10 protein-coding genes are annotated in these 21,311 nt (G+C 34.7%); 2 read left to right on the top strand and 8 right to left on the bottom strand.

Features of this window, described 5'->3' with window-relative positions; translation table 11 throughout:
* The 7 genes from C8N46_RS06815 to C8N46_RS06785 form a co-directional block, all read right to left on the bottom strand.
* The coding region (locus C8N46_RS06815; RefSeq protein ID WP_146169749.1) for a non-ribosomal peptide synthetase at nucleotides 1–8,702 on the bottom strand (8,702 nt) is incomplete at its 3' end.
* A 136-nt stretch (nucleotides 8,703–8,838) separates the two neighbouring features.
* Nucleotides 8,839–10,431, bottom strand: a complete 1,593-nt coding sequence (locus tag C8N46_RS06810) for an NAD(P)-binding domain-containing protein (protein ID WP_108114114.1) — start codon at nucleotides 10,429–10,431, stop codon at nucleotides 8,839–8,841.
* Between the two features lie 722 nt (nucleotides 10,432–11,153).
* A complete protein-coding gene (locus C8N46_RS06805) occupies nucleotides 11,154–12,569 on the bottom strand; it encodes a TolC family protein (RefSeq protein ID WP_108114113.1) in 1,416 nt (471 codons plus the stop codon).
* Between the two features lie 47 nt (nucleotides 12,570–12,616).
* Nucleotides 12,617–15,028 (bottom strand): ABC transporter permease, encoded by a 2,412-nt coding sequence (locus C8N46_RS06800; protein WP_108114112.1) that lies wholly within the window; start codon nucleotides 15,026–15,028, stop codon nucleotides 12,617–12,619.
* A 10-nt stretch (nucleotides 15,029–15,038) separates the two neighbouring features.
* Nucleotides 15,039–15,716 (bottom strand): ABC transporter ATP-binding protein, encoded by a 678-nt coding sequence (locus C8N46_RS06795; protein ID WP_108114111.1) that lies wholly within the window; start codon nucleotides 15,714–15,716, stop codon nucleotides 15,039–15,041.
* A gap of 38 nt (nucleotides 15,717–15,754) precedes the next feature.
* Nucleotides 15,755–16,150 (bottom strand): hypothetical protein, encoded by a 396-nt coding sequence (locus C8N46_RS06790; RefSeq protein WP_108114110.1) that lies wholly within the window; start codon nucleotides 16,148–16,150, stop codon nucleotides 15,755–15,757.
* Nucleotides 16,151–16,176: 26 nt separating this feature from the next.
* Entirely contained in the window at nucleotides 16,177–17,424 is a 1,248-nt protein-coding gene (locus tag C8N46_RS06785; RefSeq protein ID WP_108114109.1) for an efflux RND transporter periplasmic adaptor subunit, read from the bottom strand.
* Nucleotides 17,425–17,624: 200 nt separating this feature from the next.
* Here C8N46_RS06785 and C8N46_RS06780 point away from each other — a divergent pair, with 200 nt between their 5' ends.
* Nucleotides 17,625–18,983 carry a sigma-54-dependent transcriptional regulator gene (locus C8N46_RS06780; protein ID WP_108114108.1) on the top strand — a complete coding sequence of 453 codons (1,359 nt, stop codon included), beginning with the start codon at nucleotides 17,625–17,627 and terminating at the stop codon, nucleotides 18,981–18,983.
* A complete protein-coding gene (locus C8N46_RS06775; protein WP_108114107.1) occupies nucleotides 18,973–20,352 on the top strand; it encodes a sensor histidine kinase in 1,380 nt (459 codons plus the stop codon). Before C8N46_RS06780 ends, C8N46_RS06775 begins: the two co-directional genes overlap by 11 nt.
* Here C8N46_RS06775 and C8N46_RS06770 read toward each other — a convergent pair.
* Nucleotides 20,339–21,145 (bottom strand): galactosyltransferase-related protein, encoded by an 807-nt coding sequence (locus C8N46_RS06770; protein ID WP_108114106.1) that lies wholly within the window; start codon nucleotides 21,143–21,145, stop codon nucleotides 20,339–20,341. The genes C8N46_RS06775 and C8N46_RS06770 overlap by 14 nt on opposite strands.
* Between the last annotated feature and the right edge of the window lie 166 nt (nucleotides 21,146–21,311).

The following is a 21,311-nucleotide window of genomic DNA, read 5'->3' as shown; positions in this document are numbered from 1 at the left end:
GTGGATTCGCCTGCAAAGCCTACCAAACCTTCTTCTGATACTGTACCATCAAAGTCGCCTAAGTAGTTAAACAGAATTCCGCCCTTGCTATAGGTGTAGGCTTCTGGAGTATCACTTAAATAGCGTAAAGCACCGTAGCCAAGTCCGCCATCGGGTACTTCGCGTAGCATGTCTTTGGTGTCTCGAAGTTGAACGCCGATGGTTTCTGACACTTCTAATTTTAATGGATAGAGACTGGTAAACCAGCCTACGGTACGACTGATATCTAATCCTGATATGATTTCTTCTCGTCCGTGACCTTCAATATCGATATATATCTTTGAGCTATCATACTGATTTCCTAATACTTTTGAGAGACAACCCAGCAGGACATCTTGTAATTCTGTGCCATATATCCCATGAATCTCTTGAGATAGACTTTTGGTGAGTTCTTGATGTAAGTTGTTACTATGAGTTTCTAGTGTACCTGATAGTGTCTGCGGATCTTTAAAAATACTGTACTCTTTACTGATTTCTTGCCAGTAGTCTTGCTGGCTTTCTGATAAAGAGCTTGCATAGGCTGATAAACCATTTGACCACTGACGAAGTGAACTCTGCTTTGCCGGTAGCTGGTAATTTTGATGCGATAGTAGTTGTTCTAAATCTTCCAAAACAATACGCCATGAAACACCGTCAATCACCAAGTGATGCGCTACGATAAATAAGCGGTCTTTCTTGGTATCTTGTGCATAGGTAATCTTTACAAAATAAATGAGCGGTCCAGTGCTTAAATCAAAGCTTTCTTGATATGTTTGACATAGCGCTGTTAGTGCTTTTTCATCAGCTGCGATTTCTTCCTTATAGTAGTTATCCATCTCTGGCTGATAGAAACCTTGTCCGTCTTTGTATATACTGCGTAGGATATCGTGATGGTCTATCAGTTTGGAGAGGCTGCGTTGGAGAGTTTCACTTGATAAATCTTTTGGAATACTCAGCAGTACCGATTGATTGTAGTGATGCGGCGCTGGGTGATTGGCTTCTATAAATCGATGTTGAATCGGTAGTAACTCAAAATCGCCTTCTAACAGTCCTGTCTCTATTAAAACCGTCTCTGATGCGCCACATACCGATAGCAAGCCTTTGACTGTTGGGTGTTTGAAAACGTCTTTTACTTTAAAGTGATAGCCTTGTTGTTTGCTGCGACTCATCAGTTGAATTGCCTTGATGGAATCACCGCCCAATTCAAAGAAACTCGTTTCTATACCGATAGGACATATTCCCAATAAGCCTTCCCAGATAGCAACCATTGCCTTTTCATCCTTGGTCTGTGCCGCTTGCTCTCCTGCTTGATGTGTGATATGAATGGCAGGAAGCTGTTTTTTATCTAATTTACCATTGCTAGTCAGTGGAAATTCTAACAGCGCTTGGTAATGGCTAGGCACCATGTAACTTGGTAGTTGAGCGGAGAGATACGCCTTGAGGTTGTTTTCATCTATCTGATTTTCTGTATCTCCTGTATAATAACATAACAGCTGTTCGCTTTGACCTATTTCGCCTTTGATAACCACTGCCTGTGAGATACCATCGTAGTTTTCCACCACACGCGTAATTTCTCCAAGTTCTATACGATAACCGCGGAGTTTTATCTGACTGTCTTCTCTGCCTAGGTATTCTATGTTTCCATTTGCATCCCAACGGGCTACATCGCCCGTGCGGTAGAGTTTTCCTGCTCCATACGGATTGTTGGTGTATTTTTCATCGGTTAATGCCTCGTTGTGTAAGTAACCTTTACTTACTTGTACTCCGCCAATACATAACTCGCCTTTCACGCCAATGGGTTGAAGAACATTGTTTTCTCCTAGGATATAGATTTGTGTGTTACTCACAGGTTTTCCTATGGGAACGCCACTGCCTTTGTAAGTGCTCAGGTTGATTGCCGTTACATCAATAGCAGCTTCCGTTGGTCCGTAGAGATTGTATAATTGTGTAGTACCCATTTTTGAGCTAAATGATGAGACTACCGATTCAGGCAAGGCTTCTCCACTACAAACAACATTAGTAAGACTTGGGAACGAACTCTCTACATCTAATAGAAAAGCTGATAGCATCGAAGGTACAAAATGCACTAGTGTAATGCCTTGCTTTTCAATTACTTTGGATAGGTATTCGCTGTCCTTTTCTCCGCCAGTACGAGCAAGCACCATTTCGCCTCCGATAACTAAGGGAAGGATTAATTCCCAAAAGGAAACATCAAAACAGAATGTTGTTTTTTGTAGTACAACATCGTTTTCATCTAAAGATAAGTAATCGCGCATCCATAAAAGACGGTTGTAGAGTCCTTCATGTGTATTGATAACGCCTTTGGGAACGCCCGTGCTTCCTGAGGTGTATAGTACGTAAATCGTATCTTCTAGAGTTACTTTTGGAAGTGCAATTTTATCATTGGTCTGATAGTTTTCTTGTCTGTCAACAGGGAAAGCATCATAGCCTAAGTCGTGATATTCTTGCTGGTAATCACTAGAGGTCAGAATCGTTTTTGCATTGATATCTTCTAGAATGTAACGCTTTCTAGAGGCTGGATATAAAGGATCAATCGGTACGTAAGCGCCGCCGCTTTTTAGAATCCCTAGAATCCCAACAACCATCGTAAAGCCACGGTCTAAACTGATGGGAACAAGTTTGTCTTCTCCCAATATCCCTTTTTCTATAAGGTAACCTGCCAAATCATCTGAAAGACTGTCTAGTTCTTTGTAACTCATCGTCTCTCCTTCGTAATGCAAAGCAGTACTAGTTCCTTTTTTAGCTACCATCTCCCTAAACATATCTAAGAGCGTGGCATCTCCGTAATCGACTGTAGCGCCGGTGCTATATTTGAGGATTTCCTGTTTTTCTTCATAAGCAAGAAGTTCAACATCCGAAATCGTAGTTGTTTTTTTATCGTGTAGTGAGTTTAATACTTGCAATATGTGTTTTTCTATCATGGAAACCGTATGATGGTCTAGTAATTCATCATGATAGTTTAGATTGAAAGCTATATCGTTCTCTTGGATGATGACTTCGAGTGTTAGAGCGTAGTTTGTATATTCGTTACTTTGGAGATTTTGTATTTTTAAATTGCTGTCATTCAGTACAGATGTATCAACTGGGTAATTTTCAAAGACAAGCAAACTGTCGAAAAGAGATTCACTTTTGTTTAGGTATTCATTGATTCTAACCAACGAGTCATATCCATATTCTTCTCTTGTGAAAGCGTGTTCTTGTTGTAGTTTTGAAAGCCAATCAGATATGGATAATTCTCCTGTACAATCAACTACAACTGGCAGCGTGTTTATGTATAGTCCAACCGCTGATTCCATATTGTTTATTGAAGTATTTCTTCCAGAAGTTATTGCTCCAAAAGTTGCATATTCTTGACCTGTATATTTGTGTAGCATGTATCCCCAACAGCCTTGAATGATTGTATTTACGGTTACTTCATTTTCCTTAGAGTATTTTAAAATCAGCTTTGTAATTTCTTCGCCAAGACTAAATTTTCGTGTTGTATTGGCTACTATTTTATTCCTTTTTAGTGGTTTTTTTATGAAAGGTATATAGGTTTCTTCCGTACTGTTTTTTAGGTACTCTTTCCAATATTTTGAGGTATTGTATTTTTGATATTTCTTGATTTGTTCTACATGAGAGCGATAACGACTTCCCTTTATTACAGGAAGTGTGTGTGTAGTATACAGATTGTTGTAGACTTTTAAGAATTGATTCATTAATATAGATAGCGACCATCCATCCCACAGAATGTGATGATAGTGTACTACAACACGCATTATAGTATCAGATATGCGAACGAGTGTAATTTTGAATAACGGCGGTGTTTCTAGTTGGATTCCTTCTTGTCCTATTTGTGATAGTTTTGAAGACACTTCTGACTCGCTGAGTTCTCTACAATCTAATTCTATCAAATTCAATACAACTCGCTCGTAGATACATTGTACCGGAACAGCTAAGTCATTGGCATATATTCCTGCTCGTAGTATTTCATGCTGTTTTGCAAGATGATTCCAGCTTTTTTCAAAAATAGTCTTGTCAAATCCGTCTGTGATATCAAATGAAAACTCACTCACATACGCCGTAGTGGACTCATCAAATAAGGAATGAAATAGTATTCCTTCTTGAAGCGCACTTAACGGATAGATAGTTTCTATTTTTCCATATTGTGCTTGCCGTTTGTTTTTAAAGGCGTTTAATTCTTTGTTTTTAACCGTTGCAGGTAATCCATAATCAGAACGTGATGACTCTACAGAAGTTTCAGGCGCATTACAAAGTGTTGTTATTTGTGTTATTGCTTGATGATAGGTATTGGCAAAGCGTTGTATTTCTGCACTTGTATAGCATGCTGGATTGTAAGTGATACTAATATCGAGCATGTTATTTACTACCATACTGTTTATGGCAAGGTTGTGTGCTACTTTATTGTTGGGAGAAACATCTAGTTGTCTAGTGTCCATCTCATAACCAAAAAGACTTTCTTTTTTTACAATTTCATCAAAACTTCCAAGATAGTTGAACAGTATCGTTGGTTTTATGGAAGCTAATTTTTCTCGTATTTGTGCATCTTCACATAGTGTACTGAGCAATCCGTAACCAATCCCTTTGTTTGGAATATCTCGGAGTGTATCTTTGGTTTCTATCAGTAGTTCCTTTACATCTGCATGATGCTGCAATCGCACAGGATATATACTTGTAAACCATCCAATAGTTCTGCTAATATCTACATCAGAGAATACATCTTCGCGTCCGTGTCCTTCTAATGCAATGTAAAAATGCGCTAGATTGAACCCTGCATTCATCGCTACGACCAAAGCACTTAGTAATACATCGTTAATATTAGTGCCGAACGTTGTGTGAATGTTTTGTAGCAATGCTGAAGTTTCCGTAGCATTTAGTTGTAAACGATATTCTTGCAGTTCGCCAAATTTGACCGTAGGAATGGTCTCTTTATCAGTATTTTCAAGTTGAAATTGCTCGTGAAGTTTTAGCCAGTATGATTGTTCGCTACTATGCAATATTTTTTCACTGTGTTGTTTTAGTTTGCTCGCCCATTGTCTGAAAGAGGTTTGTTTTTGAGGTAAGGTAAATGACTCGCCTTGAGTTTCATGCAACAAAATATTTTCTAAATCTTCTAGTAATATTCTCCATGAAATACCATCTATTACTAAATGATGTGCTACTATGAACAGTTTGTTTTCTTCAGCTTCTTCATCAAGTATGTGTACAAATTTGCAAAGAGATTCTTCTAATTTTAGTGAAGCTTCAAACTTCATACAAATTGATTCCAGCGATGATCTTCCCTTGTGTTCGGTATAGAAAAAGTTATGTTTTAACGGTCCGTAATACGCCGTATATTCATCATCATTTTTCACAAAAAGTGCTCGAAGCATATCGTGATGCTCCATCAATTGTTGAACCGCATTTTTTAGTTGATCGGAAGTGAATTTTTTAGAGAGACTTACGAAGGCTGATTGGTTGTAATGTTCAGGCGTATGAGGATTGCTGTTTAAAAATTCTTGTTGAATACTTAGCAATTCTATAGTTCCTTGTAGTTTTCCAGATTCGGATACAGTGGTTGTTTCTGTGAGCAAATTTTTGCATAAACTGCGGATGCTTGGATAGTTGAATATATCTTTGATTTTAAAGTGTAATCCCGCATTTTTACAACGACTCATTAGTTGAATCGCCTTGATGGAATCGCCTCCTAATACAAAAAAGCTTTCCGTCACACTTATCGATGCTACGCCTAATAGAGAAGTCCAAATAGCCAACATTTTTTCTTCCTCTGCTGTTTCAGGCAGTACAATGCTATCAACCGTTTCAATGGTAATTTGTGGCAGTTTTTTTCGATCTAATTTTCCATTAGACGTAACTGGAAACTCCTCTAACTGCTTGTAAAACCTAGGAATCATGTACGCTGGAAGATATGCTCTTAATTTTTCTTGAATGCTCTCTTCTTCTATTGTAACATCTTTCTGTAATACATAATAACATACCAAATGTTGATTTCCGTAGATGTCTTGTAGTTGTACGGCACTTTGATATAATTCTGGAATTTTCTCAAGAATGCTTTCTATTTCTCCAATTTCTATACGATATCCTCGCAGTTTAATTTGCGAATCAGCTCTTCCTAAAAATTCAATAGTTCCATCAGGCAACCATCTGGCTTTGTCGCCTGTTTTGTAGATTCTATTTTCTTTTTTGAACGGATCTTTTTGAAATTTTTCTTGTGTCAGTTGTGCCAGGTTTCGATAACCTTCCGCTACTTGAATTCCTCCTATAAGCAAATCGCCCGTACTACCAATTGGTTGTAATTTCTGTTCCCGATCTACGATATACATTTGTGTATTAGCGACAGGTTTTCCTATAGGAACAATATTGCTGTTGTAATTTGTTAAATTTTGAGTAGTTACTTCAATTCCAGCTTCTGTAGGACCGTATAAATTATGTAGTTCAACTTTAGGCAATATTTTTTTAAAGTGTTGTACCGTCGCTAGTTTTAACGCTTCTCCACTACATACTACTGCGCGTAGCTTTTGGATGTTCCCAATTGCATCACTTAATAAGAAAGCATTGAGCATGGAAGGTACAAAATGAGTGATTGTAATTTCTTTTTCGTTGATTATATTCGCTAAATATTCACTGTCTTTTTCGCCTTCTGGCTTTGCCAATACTAGCGTTCCACCAGCTAATAATGGTAGAAAGAATTCCCAAAAAGAAACATCAAAACAGTAGGTTGTTTTTTGCAATACTACATCTTGCGCATTGACTGCTAAATAATCGAGCATCCACATCATTTTATTGTTCAACCCTTGATGTGTGTTGATAACTCCTTTTGGTTTTCCTGTGGTTCCAGACGTGTAGATTACATAAATAGTATCATTGCCAGTCACTTTTGGCAAGTTGTATGCAGTAGTATTTGGTAGCGATTCGTCATTTTCCGCATCTAAGACGATACTATTGTATCCGTAATCTGCAAATTCACGTTCATACTCCGAAGTCGTTATGACGATTTTTGCATCAGTATCTTGAAGTATGTATTTTTTTCTTTCTACAGGATAGGTAGGATCCATAGGAACATACGCACAGCCTGCTTTGAGAACCGAAAGAATGGCAAGAATCATTTTTTCCGATCGTTGTAAGCAAATAGGAATTAATTTATCTTCACTAAACGCATTCTCCAATCGTATTTTTTTGGCTAATTGCGTTGATTTTTCATCAAGCTCTTGATAGCTCAGTTCTATTCCTTCAAAACTAACTGCTTTTCTAGAACCGTGCTGTTTGACAATTTCATCGAATTTGTCTAAGATGGTTTTTCCTGAATAGTCAATTTTTGGACCGTTACTATTGAGCAATAGTTCTTCCCGTTCATCGGTGTCAAGAATATGAAGGTTTTTCTTTTTTAGTGATGGATTGGAAAGTAGCTGATGGATACAATTTTTAAAGTGGTTGAGTAACCGTTGAATGTATTTTTTAGAAAAATAATTGGTTGCGTATTGAACAGTAATTTCTAAAGAAGTATTGAAAAATACTTGTACCAGCAATGGCGCTTCAACACTTTCATACGTAGCATACAATTGAAGTGTAAACTCCTTATTTATGTTGATAGCATTGTTATCTACTGGATAGTTTTCAATGGCAAGTATGGTATTAAATAGCTCATTTTCTTTACTCGATTGCACAAACGTTTTTACCTGATTTAGCGAAGAATTGTTGTGTTCATTTCTAGTCAGTAATTCTTTATCGGTTCTTTTAATGATATCGATAAGACGTTCGTCAGCTGTGCTACGAAATCTAAGTGGAAGCGTATTAACAAAATTCCCCATGATTTCGTCAGCTCCTTGAAGCAATGGGTTTCTGGTAGATACTGGCGTACCATACATTACATCATCCGAATCTGCATATTTTTGAAGCAATAAACCATACGCTACATATATCAACGAAGCTTTTGTGATGCTTTCCTTTTTACAAAAATCGGTCAGTTGCTCAATTGGTAGTATTTGTTTTTCTCTAGCCGTTCCATTGGTATCATTTTCGGCAGTTACTTTTGATAATATGCCTGGCGTGTATTCTTCTAAGTATGTTTTCCAAAATTCAGCTGAGTTCTTTACAGGCTGGTTTTGCAATTGATTGAGATATGCTTTGTACTGTACTTTTGAAACGTTTTTGTAGTTTCCTTCTCCTTTTTGGAGTTTGTGGTACGTAGAAAATATATCTTTTAAGAAAATAGCATTGCTCCAACCATCATATAAAATTGTATGATGCGTGATTACCAATAAATATTGAGCAGTCGTTTTTTTCAAAAGTCGTACTCTAACTGGACAACCTTCGTTCAGGTTGAATCCTAGTTTTCGCTCTTGATTTAAGAAATTGTCAATCTGCGCCTCCGTATTTTCTGAAATGCTAACAACTTTATAATCCATTGCAAGCTCTTTTAATATAATTTGCAATGGTTTACTTGTTTTTTCCCAATCAAAAACTGATCTTAATACGTCGTTGTGTTTCTGTGTTTCGTATAGTGCATTTTGCAATACATCAGTATGTAGTTCTCCATGTATTTCTAATACTATTTGCGTATTGTATAAACTAAAATCTTCGTGCTTTAGAGAATCAAATAAAATTCCTTTTTGAAGTTCATTTAACTCACTAATATGCTGAACATTGGCCTTTTTAATCTGCATAAGATTGGTGTGATATTTTCACGCTACAAAAAGTATCATGAAAATGGATGGTAATTGGTTGTGTTAAGAATTTTGAGCGCAATCATATTCTGACTTTTCATGCTCACGAAAGCGTCAGAATATGTTTTCATTTATTTTAATAACTCACTAAGTTATTTTTCACAGCATTGCCATTGAGCACTTCTGCATCAAGAAATTTTTTGAGTGCTTTAATATGTTCTGGTTTGTCAAACTCACTGTGGAAGTTTTCAATAAGATGGATTGTTGCTACTTCTTTTTCTTTGGAATATTTTCTGATTACAGGATGCAAGAAGTCACTTTCGTCTGCGTGTTCGGCATCAAAACGATTGATACGTTCAACATCTTCAGAAAAAGGATCAAAATGCCTAGAACCGTATTCAAGTGTAATGATGTAATATTCTTCCTCATCCTTACAAAGTACTTCTTTTATGTAATCACACGGAAGAGCTTCACAGTAGCGTGTTTCGTTATTTTCTTTATCTACAATAAGCACATCTCCCATAAAAGAAAATTGTTGCCACAATGCTGAACTAAGGTTGATTTTTTCAATAATTTGTTCTGTAAGTTTGGCGGTATCAATTCCTTTTAAAACGTTAAAATGGAGTTCTTTTTGTTCGTGCTTTCTCATCAGAATTTTAGCAAGTGCTTCGCAGTTATATCTAAATCCATGAATGAATCCTGAAGTAGCTTTTTTAAAGTCTCTAGAATGCGTTAGAATTCCTGCAAAATATAGGTTTTCAACATTTGTAGATTCCCACTCATTGCTTAATTCTGGAAATTTCCCGTTGTAAACTGTATTAGGAACTGCATTTCCTTTAAAGATAGCGTCGTCCATTTTAAAACCACAAGTAATGATTACATGATCGTATTCAAATTCTTCTTTTTCACCACCACGAACTTGCGTATAATCTACGGTCACTTTTAGTTTACCATTATCTTGTTTTTCAATTTTAACAATATCAGCATTTAATATTGCATTTTGAGATTTTAAAAGATACGTGTCTAATAGGTTGTTATTTACAGCGCGTAAGTTACCCACGTAATGTGATTTCCAGGCAAATTTGATATTGTTTGGACTTACTAAGTGAATTCTGCTAGCCGTTGCTACCAACGAATCTGCCATTTCAAAACCAGAGTTTCCTTTACCAATGATTAAAACTTTTTTATCAATATAATCCTCAGGATCAACGGAACAATCAGCATAGTATTCGCAGTGTTCTATTCCTTCTATATCTGGAACAATTTGTTTTGGAACTCCTGTAGCTATAATTACGCGTTTACTCTCAAAATGTTGCGTTCCACATTGTACGTGAAATAGCCCATCTTCAGTTTTCGTAATTGCGTCTACAGGACAATTATAACGTATGTTTAATTTAAAATTATCAGCGAAATCTTGAAGGTATTTTACAAAATCATCAGAATGCGGAAAGTACTCTTTTGAGTAATTTTTCAGCAACATATTTGTATCATCGGAAAGTAGTGAATTCCAGTCCCATCGCATGTTTAAATCAGGATTATCATATCCCGTATATATTTTATTGATTGAAATTAGTTTTTTGTGTCTGGGATAAGTCTTGAAAAAGCTACCTGAACAATCGTTTCGTTCTAAAATACAATAATCGAGTTTATTCTTTTCAAAATAATAACCTAGTTGAATTCCAGCTGGACCAGCACCTATAATTAGGTAATCAATTTTTGTTTTCTCCATAATTTTATATTTGGCTTTGTTATACTAATCTTGTCCGTTTTACAAAACAATTGCAAATGCGTTACTGCATTACTCTTGTGTTTATGTATGTGATTTTTTAAAGCAATAGTTCAATACGAATTGGATAAAATATCCTTTCATTTTGAACATCATCATGAGGGATTTACGACACGTATTTTAGATTAGAAAATCACACAAATGTTCTTATCTAAAAAATGAGTCAAATGATTTTAGCATGGTATGCTAAAATCAAACTGCTTTTTAATGGGAGGAGAATTCCGCTATAACCAACTTCGTTGCTGTTATTTGAATACCTTTTTTGAGCCAAATTTGTTATGCAATACATCGGCTCAATTACTGGTTACAGCTATTTTGTACTTTATACTATTTATGTTCGTAAATTTAGGTAGTACAAATACCGTATATCATTATAGTTTTTATCGTATTCAAAACTATAATGAAATTTGTTTTTAGCATCATATAAACGATGATGCTTCTATTAATTTTTATTTAAAAATGTGGATGGAATCGCTTAAATTTCGGGTTTCAAGTGATTAAAGAATATGGCTTCGCCACTGTAAGTTACATTTGCTTAGCGCAATATAACATATTTTGGTAATGTCTTTTTTCTTTAAAAACAACTATAAAGTGTCTTTAATTTGACATTTTGATAAAAATACATTTTTTTGTTAAAATACCAAAAATACCAGTGATAATTAATCTTAAAGACCGCGATAGTATTCTAATATTTTTACATTTAAAAGGTACTCGTACTTTGCAGTACTTAGGTTTATGAGATTTTGTTCACGTTTATTTTTACTCAAAATATAATCTACAAGATTTGACACACCTGCATTGAATTTAACTTCATTGATTCTAAAGGATTCTTCAGCGTATTCAATTTGTTCTTTTAGCAAGTTGTAACGTTCATAAGCCGCCTTCATGTTATTAAAAGCCTGATTGATAGCTTGTTTTAATCTATTTTTGATATTGGTAAGCTCTGCACTTCTTTCTTCTTTTTTTATTTTTTCTAACTGTACGTTATTTTTTGCAGTAAATCCGTTAAAAATAGGAATCCTAACAGAGAGTCCAACCACCACATTAAGGTTATTTTCAAATTGATTAGAGAAGGTGAGTCTTTCTGGAACCAATTGAGGAACATTACTAAATACTGGCAAATCGCTCCCATCTACGGTTACAAAAGCTCCTGTATCTTCTACTGAAACTCCCGTTTCTCTAAAGATTCGGGCAAGACTTGAATAGTTGGTGTTTAATTGTCCAAAAACGGAAATCTCTGGAAAGTAATTCGCCCTAGCCACCTTGATTCCTTTTTCTGCTGCATCTAATCGTAATTGCCTAGCTTGAACAGAACCTTGATTTTCTACGGCCTGATTGTATACTTCAGAAGGAGTTAATTGGTATTTTTCAAATGTGGTAGCATCAATGATATCTTCAAACAGAAAATTGACCTCATCATCAACGTTCATCAACTCAATTAATTTTGAGATATTGATATTTAAAGCATTTTTAGCTTCCACTAACGATATTTTGTTCAGTTTCATTTGCCACATGATATCGTTGTAATCTAATGGATCGCCTGCTTCTTGTTCTTTTAACTTATTTAAGCGTTGCAATTGTTTTTCTGTGGATTCCAGTTCTCTTTTCGCTAGTTCTAAGATTTCTTGTCCGTTAAGAATTTGAAGAAATAATAGCGTCACTTGTAAAACGAGATTTTGTCTTGCTTCAACAATTTCCATTTCGGAAGCTTCTTTATTTAACCGCATTTGCGCAAGGGTGTTTAATAATCGAAAGTTGTTAAACACTGTTACATTCAAATCGAGTCGGGCATTCGAAAATGTCAATTCCTGGTTGATAACATCATTTGTAAAAGGATCGATACTTCTACCATTGTTAACTCCATGCGTAAAATCTAAATTCATGGTAGGAAACATGTCCCATTTAGCTTGACGGTGATTGATGGTTTCGGAAGCGTTGTTGAACTCAGATTTTTGAACATCCAAATTGTTTTTGATAGCAATTTCAATACATTCTGATAATGTTATTCTTTGTTGCGACGCTTCTTGTCCGTATCCTGTTATAAAAGATATTAAAAAGATATGTATGATATATTTTTTCACACGTGTAAGCTTTAATAAAAATGTTAATGATAAGTTTTTCGTTTCTTTTATTCTGTTCGTAAGCTGTCTATAGGATTTGCATTTGCTGCTTTGACACTTCTAACAGTAATTGTTAATAGAGCTATGACAATAATTACGAATGCTGTCAAAATAAACATCATGACGCCAATATTAACTCTGTATGCAAAATCTTGCAACCACTTATTCATAAAGTAATATGCAATAGGAAATGCTATGACGAGCGATATCAGTATTAGCTTTAAAAAGTCACTTGCCAAGAGTGTTACTATCTGCGTAGTACTAGAGCCAAGTGTTTTCCGAATCCCGATTTCTTTAAATCGTTGTGCTGCTGTAAATGTTACCAGTCCAAATAATCCCAAACAGGCAATTATTATTGTCAGTAACGCAAATATTTTTAGAATGGTGCCCATTTTTTCTTCTATTTCATACTGTTCACTAAACGAATTTTCCATAATTGTATAGGAAAACGGTTCCCCTACTTTGAATTCGCTCCAAGTATTTCCTATTTTATTGATAAGACCTGATAAGTCACTTGTTTTAGATCGTATAATCAATCCGCCGAAAGGTCTATTCACCATGATTAATGGATCAATTTTTTTGTGTAACGATTTATAGTTAAAATCTTTAACGACACCTACAACCGTTAGCGTTTCAAGTCCAAAAGGCGTTTCGCGAGAGAGTGTTTTATTCAATGCTTCTTTTCCAAATCCTAATTCGGAAGCGGCTGTTTCATTAATGATGATGTTGAGAGAATCGGCAAAAGATTTGGAGAAATTACGTCCTTCTACCACCTTCATTTTTAGCGTAGGAATATAATTTTCGTCCACATTATACACATCAATAACACGATTGAATTTTTGATTTATAAAAATACCTGAACTACTGCTATTGGTTTCTCCCACAGGAACATACGACGAAATGGTCACATTTTCCACTCTAGGATCGTTTAATAGCTGATTTTTAAAAGCTTCTAAACCTGTTCTAAGATATTTTGCATTTCTGATAACAATGAGGTTTTCTTTTTCATATCCTACATCTTTGTCTTGAATGTACTGCATTTGCTTTCCGACCAGAATCGTTAACAAAATTAATCCCGAAGAAATCACAAATTGAAGTATCACTAAAATGCTACGAATTCCTTTTCCTTTTCCAGAGCCAGAAAATTTACTTTTCAATGCTTTGATTGGTTGAAATGAAGACATATAAAATGCTGGATAACCGCCTGCCATTATACTAACTAACACTATAAGCATTAGTACTATAAAAATTACTTTTGGAGTAAACATGAACGATAATTCTAGTTCTTTCCCCGAAAGATTATTGAATAAGCCTAGCGTAGCCAACACCACAACATAGCCTATAATTGTAGCAATTAATGTGATGATGAACGATTCGGCTAAAAACTGCAGTACAAGCTGTTTTTTATTGGAACCTAATACTTTCCTGATTCCTACTTCCTTAGATCTTTGTGTTGCCGTTGCAGTAGATAAGTTCATGAAATTTATACATGCCACCAGAAGCATAAAGAATGCGACAGAACCAAAAATGTAGAGCTTTTTAATATCTCCTCCAGATTCCAATTCTGTTTCTCCTGAAAAATCTGAGTATAAATGTATTTTTTCTAAAGGCTGCACAAAGAGTCCGAATTTGTTACCTGACTTTATAAATTCAGAAAAGGTAATTCCCATTTCTCTTTCCATTTGTGCTCCCATATATTTTTCTACAACTTTAGGAAGTTTTGATTCAAATGCTTCCGCAGAAACATCATCAGATAGTAATACATAGGTATGAAAATCAGAACTTGTCCAATTGTCATTGCTAGCATATTCTACTCCTGTTGTTGTGATGAAATGATCAAAATGAAAGTGAGAGTTTGTCGGTATTTTTTCAAAAACACCCGTAACTTTAAATGACTGTCCTGATTCTCCGTATTTTACAATTTTATTTAAAGGATTTTGATTTCCGAAATATTTTTTTGCTTGCTCTTCGTCAATAACTATTGAATTTGGTTCGTTGAGCGCTGTAGCGGCATTCCCTTTTACAAAAGGAATGGTAAATATTTGTAAAAAGCTAGGATCAATCATCGCTACTTTTCCATCTCTAAATGTATTGTTGCCATATACAATTTTAGTAGCTGTAAGCTTTCTAAGTCGCGCCGTATTTTTTACTTCTGGAAATTCTCTTTGTAATACATCAGCAATCGGCCCTTGTGTATGTGCCTGATTCATAATGTTGTCTCCAATTTTACCACGAGTTACAATTCGGACGATATTATCTGCATTTTCATGGTGTTTATCGTAGCTCAATTCGTCTACTACATAGAGCATTAAAATAAGAAAAGAAGCAATACCGATAGCCAATCCTAAAATATTGATTAAGAAAACCTCTTTGTTAGAGCGTAAATTTCGCCATGCTATTTTTAAGTAATTACCTATCATACCTCAAATTTTATACAAGACTGTTTTCAATTACTTTTTTACCATCAAGCATTCGTATGATTCGATGGCTGTATTTGGCGTCATTTTCACTGTGAGTTACCATGATAATGGTTGTTCCCTGATTGTTTAACTCGGTAAGCAAATCCATAACTTCATTACCATTAGCACTATCTAAGTTTCCTGTAGGCTCATCGGCTAAGATTAGTTTTGGATTATTCACTACTGCTCTCGCAACAGCAACTCTTTGTTGCTGTCCTCCAGATAGTTGTTGTGGAAAGTGATTTTTTCGGTGAAGAATTTGCATTTTATCCAAAGCTTCTTCCACAATTTGCTTTCGCTGGTCTTTTTTGAGTCCAACATATACCAAAGGAAGTTCTGCATTTTCAAAAACGGTTAATTGATCTATTAGATTAAAGTTCTGAAAAACAAAACCGATGTTCTTCTTTCGAATATCTGCTCTTTTTCGTTCGTTGTAATGAATTACTTCTTCGCCATTAAATTTATAGCTACCTCCATCGGCATTGTCAAGCAATCCAAGAATATTTAATAGTGTCGATTTACCACATCCTGAAGGTCCCATAATGGTTACGAATTCTCCTTGTTTTACTTCAAAAGACAAATCGTTCAACGCAATGGTATGGAGTTCTTCGGTTTTATAAATTTTCTTTAAATCTGTTATTTGTATCATAATAGCTATTGTATTAATTGCGAGAAATTGTTCAATTTTTAGTTATTGTCTTTTGCAACAAAATTTCCTTTGTCATCTTTTACCAACCATGTTCCATCAGCTTTTGCATAGTATCTTACTTTAGAACCATCACTTTCCATGCTTCCATCCAATCTGTACACACCATCATCGTTTACTGAAATTTTTTGAATATATGCATCAGGATATGTTTTCATAAGCGCTGATAATAATGTTCTTGGAACTTTTTCAGGTGCTACTTCTTTAAATCCATCACTTTCTTGCACGGTATTTTGAGCAGTGGCTTCACCAGCTTTATTTTTGGTAACTTCTACTGTTTTTTCATCATTTTTGACAGTATTTTTTGCTTTTGATTCTTCACAAGCTGTAAAGAAGATGAGTGAAGCAATTACGGTGTACAATACTTTTCTTTTCATGTTATTTATGTTTAAAATTTGTTTTTTTATTTGATTATAAGTTCTTCTTTATCTCCAAAATTGGCATAGCTCGAAGTAATTACTTTGTCTCCTGGCAACAAGCCTTCTAGCACTTCGTAGTATTCTGTATTTTGACTTCCTAGTTGAATAGGAACTCTAAATGCACTTTCTCCATCTTGACTAACTTTAAAAATCCAGTTTCCGCCTGTTTTTTGGTAAAAACCACCTTTTGGTATTCTTACGGTTTGCTTTTCAGCACTTAGTGCTAACAATATTTGTATTGTTTGTCCTCTTCGAATTCCTTCTGGATTTTCTCCAACAAATCCCATATCGACTTGAAATTTTCCGTTGGTTACTTGTATATATATTTTCTTTATTTCTAGTTCATAGTTTTTTCCGTTTAGTAAAAACGATCCTCTTTGTCCTATATGAACTTTAGAAACATAGTGTTCATCAATGTTTGCTGTTATTTTATAACCACTTAAAACATCTATTTGTCCTAAACGTTCTCCTTTGTTTTTTGACTCTCCAACTTCAGCATCTAATGAGGTTAACTGCCCATCTAAAGGAGCTCTTACTAACAAGTCTTCCACTTTTCTACGCATTAAATCCAAAGCTCTTTGCGTTCGTGCATACGAACTTTTAGCTTGACTCAATTCATTTTTATTGGAAATAGAATCTTGTTTTAAAATTTGATCTGATAATTCTTTTCTTCGCAATTGATATTCATAATCATTTTTTGACGATTTAAATTCCTGTCCACCAATAGCATTTTGCTCGTACAATTTCTTATTGAGTTCATAAATACGTTTAGCTTCTATCAAGGCATTTTCAACATCTGTTTGTTGATTGAGTCTACTAATGGTATTTTGTCGCGCTGCATTTTGAGAAATTTGCATTTGCGTAAGTAAATTGTAAACCGAAGTTTCTTGGTTAATCAAACTCAGTTCTAAATCGGTATTTGACAGTTTCAAAATAGGATCTCCTTTTTTCATAATAGCTCCATCTTCTACAAAAATTTCTTCTACTCTTCCACCTTCTAGTGCATCAAGAAAAATAGTTTTTATAGGAAGTACTGTTCCTGATACAGGTATATTTTCCTGAAAAGAACCTTCACTTACTTCACCAATTATAATATGTTCTGAATCAACGTTCAATTTAGAGCCCGTTCCAGACATAATAGCCATTACTGTAATAATGAGCAGTGCTATTATTGCCATGAGTATGAATAGGCGTTTTTTGTTAAATTTTTTCTTTTCGATTGGGATATCCATGTGTACAAAAGATTTTTATATGTTACTGTATAAAAGGATAATCGTGCCAAAACCATAAACACTTAACATCCAGATAATTAAATATTACTCAAACTTGCAAAGTGTTCGGTTTTGAGACACAATGTGTTCGGTTTTGGAACATTTTAAAAAAATTACTATGCTAGCTTTTAAGGTCTTCATTAATTTTGTAATATTACCTAATGAAATTGAAAAATGCTTCCATACTGGTTATTGATGACGATATTGATGTCCTTACTGCCATGTCAATGTTGTTAAAAATGCATGCTAAAAAAGTCATCACTGAAAAAAAACCAAGTGCCTTATATTCCATTTTACGCGAAACGCCATTTGACTTGATTATTTTGGATATGAATTTTGAAAGTCCAGTAAATACGGGGAACGAAGGACTTTATTGGTTAAATGAAATACAAAACATTAATGCAGACATTCCTGTCATTTTAATTACTGCGTATGCAGACATAGATTTGGCTATTAAATCACTGAAAAATGGTGCTAGTGATTTTATCGTTAAACCTTGGAAAAATAATCATCTTTTAGCTTCAATTCAAGAAATTTTAGACGGTCAAGCCAAGACAATACCTACAATTATACATAAATCAAACACGTTAAACGATTCTGAAATTATTGGGGAAAGTCCCGTTATGGAATCTCTTTTTGTAAAGTTGCAAAAAATTGCTCCAACAGATGCCAACGTCCTTATTCTTGGAGAAAATGGTACTGGTAAAGATTTAATTGCCAAAACCATTCATCAAAATTCGCTACGTAAAAATCAACCTTATGTAAAAGTTGATTTAGGAGCACTGACACCCAATTTATTTGAAAGTGAAATATTTGGGAGTAAAAAAGGTGCTTTTACCGATGCGCAACAAGACAGAGAAGGCCGATTTCAAATTGCGAATGGCGGCACTCTTTTTTTGGACGAAATTGGCAATGTAGACCTTCAACAACAAGCAAAATTATTAACTGTTTTACAAAATCGTTTCATTACTCCTTTAGGAACTAATGAACAAATTCCTATTGATATCCGACTCATTTGTGCAACCAATCAAAAAATAGATCGTTTGGCAGATGAATCTTATTTTCGAAAAGACCTTATCTACAGAATTAATACCGTAGAAATTTGGGTTCCTCCGTTACGTGAACGTGGCAAAGACGTTTTATTATTAGCAAAACACTTTTTAAAAGTATATGCTGAAAAATATTTTAAACCTTCCATGAAGTTTGATGCTAGTTTTATTAAAAAATTACAAGCACATTCTTTTCCAGGTAACGTACGAGAATTACAATTTATCATTGAACGCGCAGTGATTATGGCCGATTCTCAGGTGCTTACGGAACAAGATCTTGTGTTTTCTCCTATCGAACAACATTTAGCAAGTGATACGCATCAAAATCAAACCGTAAATTTGGACGAAGTTGAAAAAAATACTATTGTTCGCGTTATTGAAAAAAATAGCGGAAATATTTCTCAATCAGCAAAAGAGCTAGGAGTTACACGATCTGCACTGTACAGAAGAATGCAAAAATATGGGATATAAAAAACTTCGATTACGATTGTATGCTCAAATTGGAGCACTACTGTTGTGTACAGTATGTTTGACCTATTTCTTTTTAGATGCGTCCCTTGAAAAGAATATTTCTTTTGTGCTGTTTTATGTAGTTCCTTTTGTGATTATTATCTTTTTTATTATTCGTAATATAATTACAAGCTCTGTTAAGCGCTTGCGTGAAACATATACTTTTCTTGATGCTATAAAACACCGTGATTTTTCACGCTGGTTTCCCGAAAATCAAGGTTCAAGAGGAATACGAGAATTGCATACAAAATTTAACGATGCTAATACAACGATACACGCACTCGATACCGAACGAGAAACCCAACATTTATATTTACAAAAAGTACTTTCTTTATTAGACTCAGGAATCATTGCGTATGAAACGGAGTCGGGCAAAGTGTTATGGATGAATGATGCCTTTAAAAGAATTCTCCAACTACCTACGCTTAAGAACATTGATTTTATAAAAAAGAGGAAAAAAGAGATTTACGATACTTTTTTAGAAAAAGACTATCCTTCTAAAAGTGTTGTTCCGCTCACGCAACATGAGGAAGAAGGCGCTATTTTAATCACTTCCACTATTTTTAAAATGGACAATAGTACTTTTAAACTCGTGGTGCTTCAAAATATTAGTGAAACACTTACCAAAAATGAGAATGAATCATGGAACAAATTATTACGAGTGCTTACGCATGAAATTATGAATTCAATTGCTCCAATAGCTTCTCTGACAGAAACACTCCAAAATAAAATTGCACTTAGTACCGATGCTCCACAAGAGTATCCATTAGATATGGAAGATGTTACATTGATTCTTGAAAGTATTCAAAAACGCAGTGAAGGACTCATGCAATTTGCTAAAACATACCGCGGACTCAATAAAATAAATAGTATCAACCTCAAAAAGATTCAAGTAGCGGACTTATTTTCTTCTATCAATAACATATTACTACCATCGCTTAATAAAAAAAATATAGAACTCCATTTTTTCGAAAAAAACGCCAATGTTTACATCAATGCAGACGCGCATCTTTTAGAGCAGGTTTTAATCAATATCATATTGAATTCGGTTGAAGCCGAAGCAAGCGACCGACCATTGGTTATTAACGTCCATGCTGAAAAAACTATTGAAGGCACTACGGTGATTCGCATTCAAGACAACGGCAAAGGAATTGCTCCTGAGGTTATTGACAACGTATTTATTCCTTTCTTTTCTACCAAAAAAAGTGGCAGTGGAATTGGATTGAGCTTATGCAAACAAATTATGTTACTGCACGGTGGAAAAATACAGCTTAAAAGCGTTGAAAATAAAGGAACAACCACAAGTCTTATCTTTATTAATTCCTTCTAAACAAGTTCTTTAAGTCTGATAAGATAGCAAATGGTTTTCTTTTCCCCATTCCAGATATTAGGTACTTATGGTAATCTGCCACGTGTTTCATATACTGGTAGTTTTTATTTTCATTTTCAATTCTAATCAGTATGTTGGTGTAAAACTCGTGTTCTGTTTTTTCTAGTACTGTGTACTTTGTCGTGTTTAATCCTTCTTTTTTAGTTTGTTCTGGATGAATGGTTGAATTATCAAAGTGTATTTTATTTACTTGCGCACTTAATTCCTTCGATTTTCGAGTCATATCACCATGATTTTGCTTATCGAGTTCTTTATAGATTTTAGAGCGGAATCTTTCGGTAAAATTCTCTCGCATCAACTTAATTTTATGATAGTTTGCTCTAATTAAGAATTCAGTATCTTCATAACCCCATTTCCAAAACTTAGTAGAAAATCCATTTAATTTGAGATAAGTTTCTGGATTGATTACAATAATATTACTCAAACAATGCCAATGTCCATACGGATGAATGATACAATCTTTTGGTGGTTTGTTGTAATTGGCTTCGGTAGTTTTTGGAACTACATCTACATCGTGCAAACAAAAATAATCGCCTTTGGGAAGATCTTTGTTAACTTCCATAAAGCCTGCGTTTAGGATACAGCCTTTGTTAAAATCTTTTTCTTCGTTCTGTTCAATAACATAAATGTGAAACGAATCGTTTAGGTTTTCAGTTAAAAATTTATGCAATGTTTCTGTAAGAATCTTTTTTTGTCTTTCCCTGTTTCTGTAAGGTACAATAATGTGAAGCATGTTAAATCTATTTAGTTTTTGTTTTCTTTTTGTTTGCAGGAATTAATCAGCTTGTCTGCATCAAGCTATAGGATGTTTTCAGATTAAAATCGGTAGTCAACTACTTACGGGCAAGCCCACAAAGCATCTCGTAGAAACTATTAAAAGCATTTCGACGCAAGGGATT

It is taken from the genome of Kordia periserrulae (assembly GCF_003054265.1).
GTDB lineage: Bacteria > Bacteroidota > Bacteroidia > Flavobacteriales > Flavobacteriaceae > Kordia > Kordia periserrulae.
The sequence above is the reverse complement of the archived record's forward strand: the minus strand, read 5'-3'. Positions and strand labels throughout refer to the sequence as shown.